The sequence below is a fragment of the Intestinibacillus massiliensis genome, assembly GCF_900155735.1.
GTDB classification, from domain to species: domain Bacteria; phylum Bacillota; class Clostridia; order Oscillospirales; family Butyricicoccaceae; genus Intestinibacillus; species Intestinibacillus massiliensis.
This window is the reverse complement of sequence record NZ_LT707060.1, coordinates 406,567-418,111: the sequence shown is the minus strand read 5'-3', so window position 1 is coordinate 418,111 and position 11,545 is coordinate 406,567. Positions and strand designations below refer to the sequence as shown.

Below are 11,545 nucleotides of genomic sequence, written 5' to 3'. Positions count from 1 at the left end.
GTATTCCAATGGCAGACAAGAGAGACTATTACGAGGTGCTGGGCATTTCCAAGGGCGCGTCGGACGACGAAATCAAGAAGGCGTACCGCAAGCTCGCCAAGAAATACCACCCCGATGTGAATAAAGACAACCCGGAGGCGGCGGAGAAATTCAAGGAGGCCTCCGAGGCTTACGAGGTGCTGTCGGACGGCACCAAGCGGCAGAAGTACGACCAGTTCGGCTTTGCGGGCGTCGACCCGAATTACGGCGCCGGCCAGGGCGCGGGCGGCTTCGGCGGCTTCGATATGGGCGGCTTCGGCGACCTGGGCGATATCCTGAATGGCATGTTCGGCGGCGCGTTCGGCGGCGGCAGCCGCCAAAGCCGGCAAAACGCGCCGCGCCGCGGCGAAAGCATCCGCAAGAGCATCATGCTGTCCTTCGAGGAGGCCGCGTTCGGCTGTGACAAGGAAATCACGATCGACCGCGTTGAAAACTGCGAGGAGTGCGGCGGCTCGGGCGCGGCCAAGGGCACGTCCGCGGAGACCTGCCCCACCTGCCACGGCTCCGGCTCGGTCACGCAGACCCAGCGCACGCCGCTCGGCATGTTCCAGACGCAGTCCGCCTGCCCGAACTGCCGCGGCACCGGCAAGGTCATCAAAACGCCGTGTAAGAAATGCGGCGGCAATGGCAAGCTGCGCCGCAGCCGCACGCTGTCCGTCCACATCCCGGCGGGTATCGACGACGGGCAGTCCATCCAGCTCCGCGGCCAGGGTGGCGCGGGCGCGAACGGCGGCCCCGCGGGCGATGTGATCGTGACGGTCGGCATCCGGCCGCACCCGATCTTCACGCGCGAAGGCTCGGACGTCATTTGCGAAATCCCGATTTCCTTCACCCAGGCGGCGCTGGGCGACACCCTGCAGGTGCCAACCATCGACGGCAAGATCGAATACCAGGTGCCCGAGGGCACGCAGACCGGCACGGTATTCCGCATGCGCGGCAAGGGCATCCAGAATGTCAACGGGCGCGGCCGCGGCGACCAGTACGTGCGCGTCAACATCGAGGTGCCGAAGAACCTGACCGACAAGCAGAAGGATTTGCTACGCGAGTTTGAAGCCAATGCAACGGACGAAAACCACAGCGCGCGCAAAGGTTTTTGGGATAAGGTCAAGGACGCATTTAAGGGCGAATAACAAAACGGAGGGTATGCAAAATGCATATCCTCCGTTTTTTATGTTCCCAGGGGCGCGTCCCCGGCCTTGCGCTTAAGGTATTCGGTCTCGTACTCCTCGATCGGGATGGGCCTGCTGAACAGGAAGCCCTGCGCCAGCTCCACTCCGCTCTCGCGCAGCGCGACAAGCTGCTGTTTGCTCTCGATGCCCTTGGCCACGAGCTTAATGCCCATCTTCCGGCAGATCCCGGCAATGGACTCGATGACCGCACGTGTCCGCAGATTGCTGTCGACGTCGTCGATCATGCTCTTGTCCAGCTTGAGCACGTCAAATTCCACCGCCGACAGCAGCGTCATGTTCGAGGTCTCGATCCCAAACCCGTCGATCGACACGACAAAGCCCGCCGCGCGCAGCTGCCCGATGACGCCCCTGAAATCCACATCGTCCTTATTACGGCCGCGTTCGGTGATCTCAATTTCAAGCTGCTGCTTGGAAATCCCGTATTTGCCGCAGATCGCTTCAAGCTTCTTGACAAAGCCGGGCTGCGCGAGCGAGCAACAGGAAAAATTGACGGATACCGGGCAAGCCTGCTTGCCTTCCTCCGCCCACTCCCGCATCTTGGAGCAGACGAACTCGAATACATAAAAATCAAGCTGGCTGACGACGCGCCGCTCCTCGAGCATCGGCAGGAAGTTGCCCGGCAGCACCAGCGTATCCGGCCGCGGCCGGTAGCGGATCAGCGCTTCCGCGCCCTGCGTGCTCTCGTCGGAGGACGAGACCTTGGGCTGTAAGTACACCACAAACTGCTTGTTCAGGATCTCCTGCCGCAGCACCTTGGGGTCTGCCAGGCGCAGCAGTTCGTCGTTGGCGTGGCGGTACCGGTTCGACATGGGGTTCTGCCGGTAGAAGGACTTTTTGTCCTCGTACATTTCCGCATCCGCCTCGGCGATTACCTGCTGGAGGTTCGCGGTGCTCTCCTCCCAGCGCGCGCCGATCGCCGCATTGCACTGCTCGTCCATCTGCAAGCGGTGCCGCAGTTCCCGCGCCCGGGCGTCAAACTCCGCCTTGCCGGTGCCCGTCGAAATAATGACGAATTCATCCCCCCCAATGCGGTAAAAGGCGGCGCCTTCGAAAACCTCGCGCATCATATCCGCGCACCGGACCAAAACCTTGTCGCCGAACGCGTGCCCCTGCAGGTCGTTGATGTCCTTAAGCCCGTTGACGTCCAGGTAGATCACGCCCACCGGCCCATCGGCGCACCGCAGCGCCTCTGTGTCCTGCGTGTAGCGGTTCCGGTTATAAAACTTTGTCAGCGTATCATAATAACTGAGCATGGAAAGTTCCTGCTCGCTCTCCGACCGCTGCCATGCCAGGATAATGAAGTAGCACAAGGTCTGGAACAGCGGTGCGATATGCTCCAGCCGGTCCAGCGGGGGATTGTCGACCCCGAGGAAGCCGACCAGCTTGCCGTCCATCTCCAGCGGCGCGGCCACCAGGCGCGAGACGTTCTGGCGGCGCAGCAGTTCAAATTCCTCCGGCGATTCTTCCTGCAGCCGCGCCACGTCGCCGATCACCATGCACTCATCCTTTTGGAAGTGCGGGAGCCAGCGCTCGACCACGACATGCGGGGTCACCTGCGAGGTATGCATCCCGCTTTCGACGCCATCCGCGCACCACTCGAATTGCCGGTGCAGGTACCCGTCTTCCTCCAGCACCATGATATAGGTGCGGCCGGCGGACAGGAACGCGCCGAGCTGTTTCAGCATATGGGAAACGGCGATGGGGAACTCTGTATTCTGGTAGAGCGTACGGACGCAGTCCACCAGCATCTTTTCCACGTCCAGCGCCCTTTGCAGGGACTGTTTGCGCCGCTCCGCTTCCGACATATCAAACGCCAACTCCATCCGGGCGATCCGCCCGTCCCATTCCACCAGGCGGTCCTTCAGCAGGTAATGCGCACCTGTCAGCGTATTTGTGTGCTCCCAGGTATAGTTTTCGCCCATTTTCAGCTTGCTGTTGTTGCAAAATGCGCAGGGCTCGTCCATGCCCTGCACGACCTTATAACACTTTTGCCCGGAAAAATCGCCGGTCACGCCGAAAGTCCGCTTGCCCGCCTCATTGAGGAAAAGCAGCTCATAGTTCTCCACATCGGAAATATACAGCAGCTCGGAAATATCATTCATGGGTGCGCGGAGCGATTCCGACATGCGGTCGAGATACTCCTTTTTACGCAGGTATTCGTCCTCCTCGGCCTGCAGCTTTTCACGCCGCCGGGACTGCACCGTGCCGTACCACATCAGCAAAACCGCCGCTGCCACAATCAGGAGGATCAGCAGCAACAGCCCCTGCTCGGTTTGCTGTACCTTTTCCGCGGTATACTCCTCCGCCGCGTGCACCGCCCGGTTGGCAAGGTTAAAGTAATCCTCGCTGTCCGCGAACAGGGCGTCCCCGCCGCCGCCGGCGCGCACTTGCCGGATTTCCCGCTTCATCCCTGCCCATGCGGCCTGCATCTCTTCCAGCAGCGCCTGGAATTCCCCGCTGTCCATCCGGGACAAATCGTACTCGTTTTCCCCGCCCTGCAGCCCGGCCAGGATTGCGTCCAGCTTGCCGATCAACGCGTCGTTCGGCTGCCCGTTCAGTTCTTCCTTAGCCAGTTGCTGGGTCGCGCCGCGGACGATGCCCGCATAGTTGATGACCCGCGCGTAACCCTGCATCCTATCGATCGAAAAAACCGATACGACGCCGCAGATCAGCAGCGCCACCATTAAAAAAGCCGGTATTATCCGCTTTTGCATCCAAACACCCCGTCCCAAAAAATACTGAAACCTGCCGGCAGCGTGCGCCGGCAGGGCGGGAAAGCACTGTCGGCATCCCCGCCAAATATGGCCAGGAGCCGCCAATTTTTTAAATATTCCTGCGCTAAAGAAAGAAATAACCTTTACTGCGACAGCAAGCCGCAATACCTTATTCCATAGCATACCAGTTTTCTGTAAGTTTCACAAGGGGATACGTTGTTTCTGTCTACGCTTTTTTGCAGAATTTTTTAGCAGTTTGTAACGGTTTTCCCTTCCCTTCCAGATTCCGGCCCAAACCGGCTGCCGCCATGCCGCGGTAACCGGCCACGCGGCATAGCCGGTCAGCAGCCTTGTGCGTTCCCATTTTCCTTCCACGCTTCCCGTTCCCGCTTTTTCCGTGTACGCAGGTCGCGGAAAAAGCGGCGCAGCAGCTCGGCGCACTCCTCCCCCATCAGGCCGCGCACGACCTCGGGCTTGTGGTTATACCCGACCGAAAACAGGTCGACCAGCGTGCCGCACGAACCGGCTTTGGGGTCGGGCGCGCCGTAATACAGCGTGCGGATGCGCGCGTTGATGATCGCGCCCGTGCACATCGGGCAAGGCTCCAGCGTCACATAGAGGTCGCAGCGATGTAGCCGCCAGCCCCCGAGCTTTTTGCAGGCCTTGCCGATCGCCTCGATCTCGGCGTGGTGCAGCGCGTTCTTTTTGGTTTCGCGCCGGTTGCGCCCGCGGCCGACAATCTGCCCGTCGCACACCACCACGCAGCCGACCGGCACCTCGCCCTCGTCCGCCGCCTTCTGCGCCAGGCGCAGCGCCGCTTTCATGAATTTTTCCTGTTCACCCTGCATCTTATCCCCCTCGTCCCATCCGTTCCCGTTTGTATACCTAGTATACCATATTTAAGGGGATGCAGACAATCATGTTCCCTATCCGCGCGGCATAGGTTTAATGCGGAGGGGTTGTCTATGGAATTACTGATACGGATCCGGTACGCGCTATGGGGGCCGTTCACCGTGCTTTTCATCCTGCTGACCGGTATTTATATGTCGTGGCGCTCCGGCTTCGTGCAGTTTTGGTGCGTCAAAAGCCTGCTCCGCCAGATTCGCGCCGGGCGCAAAACGCAGGATGCGGGCGCGCCCGCAATCACGCCGCTACAGGCGCTCTTCACCTCGCTCGGCGGCACGCTCGGGGTGGGCAACCTGGCGGGCGTCGCGGCGGCCATCACGCTGGGCGGCCCGGGCGCGGTGTTCTATATGCTGCTGGCCGCCTTCTTCGGCATGGCGACCAAATTCGCGGAAATCGTGCTCTCCGTCCGCTTCCGCATCCGGCAGGACGGCGTGCCGCTCGGCGGCCCGATGGTCTACCTGGAGCGCGGCGCCTACCGCCCTGGGCTTGCAAAGCTGTTTTGCGTATGCTGCCTGCTCGCATCCCTCGGCACCGGCGCCATGACGCAGGCGGGCGCGATCACGGCGGCGGTGACGGCCATCGTGCCGCTCTCCCCTGTGCTGGTCGGTGTAATCGTGGCTTTCGCCGCCTGGCCGGTGCTCAATGGCGGCAGCAAGCTGATCGCGCGCACCGCGTCCGTGCTCGTGCCGCTCATGACGCTGTTTTATCTCGCAGGCGGCGCCGCCGTACTGGTGCTTGGCCGCGACCGCATCCTGCCTTCGCTCGCGCTCATCCTGACGGACGCCATGCGGCCGGCCGCGGCCGGCGGCGGCCTGCTGGGCATCCTGACGGCGCGGTGCGTTTCGGACGGTTTTGCCAAGGGCGTGTTCTCCAACGAGGCCGGCATGGGTTCCGCGCCGCTTGCGCACGGCTGCGCGGACAGCAAAAGCCCCTGTGAAGAAGGCGTGCTGGGCGCGGTCGAGGTCTTTGTCGACACCTGCGTCGTCTGCCTACTGACGGCGCTCGTCATCCTGGTATCCGGCGTGCTGGACAGCGGCGCGCAGGGGCTAGCCCTGACGACATTGGCCTTCCGCGGCGCGCTCGGCAGCTTTGCAGGCCTGTTCATCTGCGTTACGGTCTGTTTCCTGGCCTTCTCGACCATCATCGGCTGGAGCTTTTACGGCCTTACGTGCCTACGCTATCTCACCGGGCACGAGCGCGGCGCAAAGCTGTACCTCGCGCTGATCACGGCCTCGGTCGCGCTGAGCGCCTTCCTGCCGCTGGATACGCTGCTGCTTGCCGCGGACGTGGCGGCCGCGCTCATGGCCTTCCCCAACCTCATCGGCCTGTGGACGCTCGCGCCGGTCGTACAGTTTGAAACCCAGAAGTACCTGCACGCCAAACGCTAAAAAAGCAGCAATCCCCCTGCGCCAATACCGCGCAGGGGGATTCTGTTTGCTTGAGCCGGATGAGCCCCTTCCGGCCTTATAGTTTCGCCAGCAGCTTTTTCTTCGCTTCCTCAAATTCCTCACGGGTCAGATAGCCGCGCTCGCAGACGTTTGCCAGGATCTCGATCTGTTCCGCCGCCGTCGGTTCGCGGGAAGGCATGCGCTCTTCAAACGATTTTTCCGGGATCATCTGCTGGAAGGCCGCCAGCGCCCCGTAGCCGAACTGTATTTCCGCCTTTGCCCCGGCCTGCCGCACCGCAAGCGCCACATAGCGGTTATCGTGCTCGATGCGTTCGGTGCGGATCGGTTCGCTGACCACGGCGCTTTCCAGCATGCCTGCGTTCGCGTTCATGCTGAACATGCCGCCCCACATCGCCCCGCTGCGGTCGATCGAAACGCCGCCGCCGGAAACTTTGGTCTCGTAATCGATTTGCCCCTTCTCCTGGAAATATACGATGTCCGCAACGGGTAGCGTACCGTACCAGAACTCGTTTGCCTGGCTGTAGTAATCCACCCGGCGGCGCAGCAGCACCAAGTTTTCCCCCTCGCGCCAGATTTCAAGCGCCGTGCCGTCCGGCAGCAGGCCGCCGCCCTTCTTGCAGCTTGCCTCATATGCCTTTTCCGGCCTGTCAAACCGGTCGAACAGCGGCAGCAGCGCGCAGCCCGGCAGGTTATCCTGCAAAAAGCGTTCGGTCGTCTTGTTGTTCGCCGCGGTAAACCGGGCCTCGCCGAACCGCCCGTTGGCAAATACCAGCGTCACCGGCTGCACGGCATAGCGGCGCAGCAGCCCATCCTGCGCCGTAGGCCCTGTTTCCACGCGCGGCTTGCTGGCCGCCGTCTCCTCCCGGGGAAACCGCTTGATACGGCAGGCACGGTAACGCTCGGCGGAAGCTTCGTTCTCCGCCACCTTCGCTAAGAAGAGGAACTCCCTGTCCGTGCACGCAAAATAGTATTGCCCCTTGGGGAACGCCTTGTTCTCCCCCGCGGCTGCCAGCACCAGGGCGTCCGGCAGCGACTGCCGCAGCGCCCCATAATCCGCCCGCGCGGACTGGAGCGCGGAGGGCATTTCCCGCTCCGGTTCCGCGTCCCTGCCAAATCCGAACAAGCCCATAAAAACCTCCTTTACGCAAAAACGGCTGGAAACCGATTGGTTCCAGCCGTTTGTTGTTATCAAGCAACAGGATGTGAAATTAAGCCATCATCTGGCGGCGGCGCGACAGGTTCATCGTGCCGTCCTGCATGGACTGCAGGTTGTCCAGGCAATTGCCGGTGCCGTAGGCGACGCAGGAGACCGCGTCGTCCGCCACGCGGGTCGGGATGCCGGTCTTGGCCGCGACGAGCTTGTCGAAGCCCCAGACCATGGAGCCGCCGCCCGTCATCACGATGCCGTTCGTCGAAATATCGCCGACCAGCTCCGGGGGCGTGCGCTCCAGCACGGAGTGGATCGCCTCCACAATGCGCGCGGTGACCTCCTCGAAGGCCTCGAGCACCTCGGTCGAGGTGACCGTGAACACGCGCGGCAGGCCGGTCATCAGGCAGCGGCCCTTGATCTCCATGGAGACCTCCTCCGGGCGCGGGTAGACGCAGCCGACTTCCTTCTTGATTTCCTCCGCCGTACGCTCGCCGATCAGGACGTTGTGCTTGCGGCGGATATACTTGACGATCGCCTCGTCGAACTTGTCGCCCGCAAGCTTGATGGAATTGGACTCGACGATGCCGCCGAGCGAAATGACGGCGATATCCGTGGTGCCGCCGCCGATATCGACGATCATGTTGCCGTTCGGCTTGGCAATATCAATGCCCGCGCCGATCGCCGCCGCGACCGGCTCCTCCACCAGGAATACGCGCTTTGCGCCGGCCTGCGTGCCCGCGTCGATCACCGCGCGCTCCTCCACCTCGGTGATGACCGAGGGGACGCACATGACGACGTTGGGCTTGAACAGGCGGAAGCCAAGCACCTTGCGGATGAACTCCTTGATCATGCGCTCGGTCATTTCATAGTCGGAAATCACGCCCTCGCGCAGCGGGCGGATCGCAACGATATTGCCCGGCGTCCTGCCCAGCATTTTCTGCGCATCCGCGCCCACGGACAGGATCTTGCCCGACTGCTTGTCCACGGCAACAACCGCAGGCTCATTCAGGACAATGCCCTTGCCTTTTACATATACAAGCACCGAGGCCGTGCCAAGGTCGATCCCAATATCGCTCGAAAAAAACATTCAGACACCTCAATCAATCTATCTACAAATTTATCCTTCTCAAATGCAAAAAACCGCCACTGCGGCATACTACACATTATTATATCGGATATAAATTATTTTGCAAGTAGCCTGGGCATCTTTTTAAGATTTCCCTGTTTTGCACCTTATTTGCAGCGTTTAACCGGGTGTTTTTGTCATTGCGACAACGAAAACCCGTTCGGCGCCGCCCTCCCGCAGCACATGCGCGCAGGCGGACAGCGTCGCGCCGGTGGTCAGCACGTCGTCGACCAGCAGGATGCGCTTCCCCGCTGTTTGCGCGTTTCTGCGCAAATGGAAGGCATGCTGCACGTTTTTGCTGCGCTGTGCATGGTTTTTGGCGGATTGACGGCCAATAAATGCGGACTTCCGCAGCAGCGGCACGCACGGCAGGCCGAACTGTTTGGCGATGCGGCGCGCGACCAGCGCGCTTTGGTTGTACCCGCGCCCCCAATATCGCGCGGCGCCGACCGGCACATAGGTCACGCAGTCCGGCCGCCAGTCGTCGAGCCATACGCCGACCACCGGGGCGAGCTGTGCAGCGAACCACCGCGCATAGCCCTTGGCGCGGCTGAATTTGTAGCGGTGCATCGCCTCGCGCACGCGCCCGCGGTAGAGCAGCGCGGCGGCTGCGCCGTCCGTCCCGTCCACCAGCACCTGACCCTGCGTGCGGTACTCCGTGCGCACCTGCGCGGCGCAGGACGGGCACAGCACCGCGTCCCCCTTGGCTGCAAGGCGGCAGCGGCACAGCACGCACCGCTGCGGGAACAGGGCGCGTATCAGCTTCACCGGCCTTCCTCCCCCTCGGCTGCAAGGCGGGCGCGCAGCGCGCTGTAGCGCCTGCCCTTGGTGTTGTTCTGTACCATGTAGGCGATCACGTCGCTGCTGCCCACGAGCACGAGCAGCCGCCGCGCGCGGGTGATCGCCGTGTAAAGGATGTTGCGCGTGAGCAGGCGGCGGGACACGCCGGACGACAGCGCGACGATGACCGCGTCAAACTCGCTGCCCTGCGCCTTGTGCACGGTCATCGCGTAAGCCAGTTCCAGTTCGCCGAGCATATCGAAGGTATACGTGGCCATTTTGTCGTCAAAGCGGATGAGCAGGCACTCCTGCGCCGGGAAAATCTGCAGGATCTCCCCAACGTCGCCGTTGAACATGCCGCTGCCGGCTTCCTTGCCGTCCTCGCGCTCCCACAGGATATCATAATTATTGCGCACCTGCATGACGCGGTCGCCCTGGCGGAAGACCGTGTCGCCGAAGCGCTTTTCTGCCTTGCCCTCGGCGGGCGGGTTCAGCGCCTCCTGCAGCATCCGGTTGAGCGCATACGTCCCCGCGCCCTGGCGTTTGGCGGGGGCAAGCACCTGGATTTGCGACGGGTTGAAGCCGTAATAGCGCGGCAGGCGCTCGCGGCACAGCTCGGCGACGGTCTGGATGACCGCGGCTGGGTCTGCCTTCTTCATTATGAAGAAGTCGCCGTCCTTCGCCGAGGCGTGCGGCTCGTGCCCCTCGTTGATCGCATGCGCGTTCATGACGATATCGCTCTGCTGCGCCTGCCGGAAGATTTCGGTCAGGTGCGTGGTCGGCACCTTGCCGGACGCGATCAGGTCGCGCAGGAAGTTGCCCGGGCCGACCGGCGGGAGCTGGTCGGCGTCGCCCACCAGCACCAGGCGCGCGCCGTGCGGCAGCGCTTCCACGAGCGCCTGCATCAGCGCGATATCGACCATGGAGACCTCGTCCAGGATCACAACGTCGCAGTCCAGCGGGTTTGTTGCGCTGCGCTGGAACGCCAGCCGCCCGCCCGCGCCGTAGCCGGCCTCCAGCAGGCGGTGGATCGTGCGCGCCTCCATACCGCACAGCTCGGAAAGGCGCTTGGCCGCGCGCCCGGTCGGGGCGGCAAGCTGGATCGTCAGCCCGAGCGCCTCGAATACGTGCAGCATGCCGCGCACCGTCGTGGTCTTGCCGGTGCCGGGGCCGCCCGTCAGGATGACAAGGCCGTTCTTCGCCGCCGTCGCGATCGCCTCGCGCTGCAGCGGCGCGTATTCCAGCTCGGAACCGGCTTCGAGCGCGGCAAGCAGCTCGTCCACGTCGAAGTCATACGTATAGCTGTGCGCCGCCATACGCCCAAGCGTTTCCGCAAGGTAGCTTTCGGCCTCATGCATCTGCCGCAGGTAGACCGCGTCGCGGCCGCAGATATGCTCGCGCACCAGCTGCCCGGCCTCCTCGAGCCGGATTAGCCCCTGCTCGACGCCCTCCTGGTCAAATCCCTCCTCGTCCGCCAGCAGGCCGCACGTCGCCGCGACGAGCTTTTCGACCGGGATAAACGTGTGCCCGTTGCCGAGGTTGAAGGTCAGCGTGTACAGCAGCCCTGCGTCAACGCGTTCCGGGCTGGTGCGCGGCAGGCCGAGCTGCCCGGCCAGGCCGTCCGCAATTTTGAAATCCACGTTATAGTATTCGTCGCACAGCAGGTACGGATTTTCATGCAGCGCCTCGACGGCGTCCGCCCCCATCCGCTTGTACAGTGACGCCGTCAGGCTGAGCGGCAGGCCGTGTTCGGTCAGGAAATCCATCAGCATCCGGATTTCGCCCTGCTCCTGGAACTGCCGCCCGATGGCCTCGGCCTTCTGGGGGGTGATGCCCCGGATTTCCGTCAGCCGCTCCGGGGTATCCGCCAGCACGTCGAACGCGTCCTCTCCAAAGCGGCCGGCGATCTTCGCGGCCAGCTTTGGCCCAACGCCGCGGATTAGCCCGGACGCGAGGTAATCCGCAATGCCGCGCACCGTCGTCGGCAGCGAACGCTCGAACAGCTCCGCCGCGAACTGGTCGCCGTAGCTCGGGTGCGTTGTCCACTGCCCAGTCAGCACCAGCTCCTCGCCGACGCCCACGTTCGGGATACAGCCCGTCGCCGTGACTTCCTCCTCCGCGTCGGTCAGCACGCGCAGCACGGCGTAGCCGTTCTCCTTATTCTGAAAGACGATCTGTGCGACCGTACCGCAGATGCTGACCTGCTCCCCATAAAATTCCTGCATACGTTC

General features: G+C 62.8%; 8 protein-coding genes. 2 read left to right on the top strand and 6 right to left on the bottom strand.

What is annotated here, in order from left to right:
* Positions 1 to 8: 8 nt before the first annotated feature.
* Positions 9 to 1,169 carry a molecular chaperone DnaJ gene (gene dnaJ, locus CZ203_RS13445; protein WP_087066611.1) on the top strand — a complete coding sequence of 387 codons (1,161 nt, stop codon included), beginning with the start codon at positions 9 to 11 and terminating at the stop codon, positions 1,167 to 1,169.
* A 38-nt stretch (positions 1,170 to 1,207) separates the two neighbouring features.
* Here dnaJ and CZ203_RS13440 read toward each other — a convergent pair whose 3' ends face one another.
* Complete coding sequence (locus tag CZ203_RS13440) at positions 1,208 to 3,943, bottom strand: EAL domain-containing protein (protein WP_087066610.1); 2,736 nt, start codon at positions 3,941 to 3,943, stop codon at positions 1,208 to 1,210.
* Between the two features lie 341 nt (positions 3,944 to 4,284).
* Positions 4,285 to 4,791 carry a tRNA adenosine(34) deaminase TadA gene (gene tadA, locus CZ203_RS13435; RefSeq protein WP_087066609.1) on the bottom strand — a complete coding sequence of 169 codons (507 nt, stop codon included), beginning with the start codon at positions 4,789 to 4,791 and terminating at the stop codon, positions 4,285 to 4,287.
* Positions 4,792 to 4,908: 117 nt separating this feature from the next.
* On the opposite strand from tadA, the gene CZ203_RS13430 reads away from it, so the two are divergent.
* Entirely contained in the window at positions 4,909 to 6,237 is a 1,329-nt protein-coding gene (locus CZ203_RS13430; protein ID WP_087066608.1) for an alanine/glycine:cation symporter family protein, read from the top strand.
* A 76-nt stretch (positions 6,238 to 6,313) separates the two neighbouring features.
* Here the strand turns inward: CZ203_RS13430 and CZ203_RS13425 are convergent, their stop codons facing one another.
* From CZ203_RS13425 to recD2, 4 genes are all read right to left on the bottom strand, one after another.
* Positions 6,314 to 7,387, bottom strand: a complete 1,074-nt coding sequence (locus CZ203_RS13425) for an SHOCT domain-containing protein (RefSeq protein ID WP_087066607.1) — start codon at positions 7,385 to 7,387, stop codon at positions 6,314 to 6,316.
* A gap of 79 nt (positions 7,388 to 7,466) precedes the next feature.
* The gene (gene mreB / locus CZ203_RS13420) at positions 7,467 to 8,495 is read right to left on the bottom strand and encodes a rod shape-determining protein (protein WP_087066606.1); all 1,029 of its coding nucleotides are present in this window, start codon (positions 8,493 to 8,495) and stop codon (positions 7,467 to 7,469) included.
* Between the two features lie 159 nt (positions 8,496 to 8,654).
* Positions 8,655 to 9,302, bottom strand: a complete 648-nt coding sequence (locus tag CZ203_RS13415) for a ComF family protein (protein ID WP_087066605.1) — start codon at positions 9,300 to 9,302, stop codon at positions 8,655 to 8,657.
* Complete coding sequence (gene recD2 / locus CZ203_RS13410) at positions 9,299 to 11,539, bottom strand: SF1B family DNA helicase RecD2 (protein WP_087066604.1); 2,241 nt, start codon at positions 11,537 to 11,539, stop codon at positions 9,299 to 9,301. Before recD2 ends, CZ203_RS13415 begins: the two co-directional genes overlap by 4 nt.
* Between the last annotated feature and the right edge of the window lie 6 nt (positions 11,540 to 11,545).

Bases quoted from the DNA above. Each gene is read 5' to 3' on its own strand.
- dnaJ (WP_087066611.1), top strand. From the start codon at position 9: ATGGCAGACAAGAGAGACTATTACGAGGTGCTGGGCATTTCCAAGGGC.
- CZ203_RS13440 (WP_087066610.1), bottom strand. From the start codon at position 3,943: ATGCAAAAGCGGATAATACCGGCTTTTTTAATGGTGGCGCTGCTGATC.
- tadA (WP_087066609.1), bottom strand. From the start codon at position 4,791: ATGCAGGGTGAACAGGAAAAATTCATGAAAGCGGCGCTGCGCCTGGCG.
- CZ203_RS13430 (WP_087066608.1), top strand. From the start codon at position 4,909: ATGGAATTACTGATACGGATCCGGTACGCGCTATGGGGGCCGTTCACC.
- CZ203_RS13425 (WP_087066607.1), bottom strand. From the start codon at position 7,387: ATGGGCTTGTTCGGATTTGGCAGGGACGCGGAACCGGAGCGGGAAATG.
- mreB (WP_087066606.1), bottom strand. From the start codon at position 8,495: ATGTTTTTTTCGAGCGATATTGGGATCGACCTTGGCACGGCCTCGGTG.
- recD2 (WP_087066604.1), bottom strand. From the start codon at position 11,539: ATGCAGGAATTTTATGGGGAGCAGGTCAGCATCTGCGGTACGGTCGCA.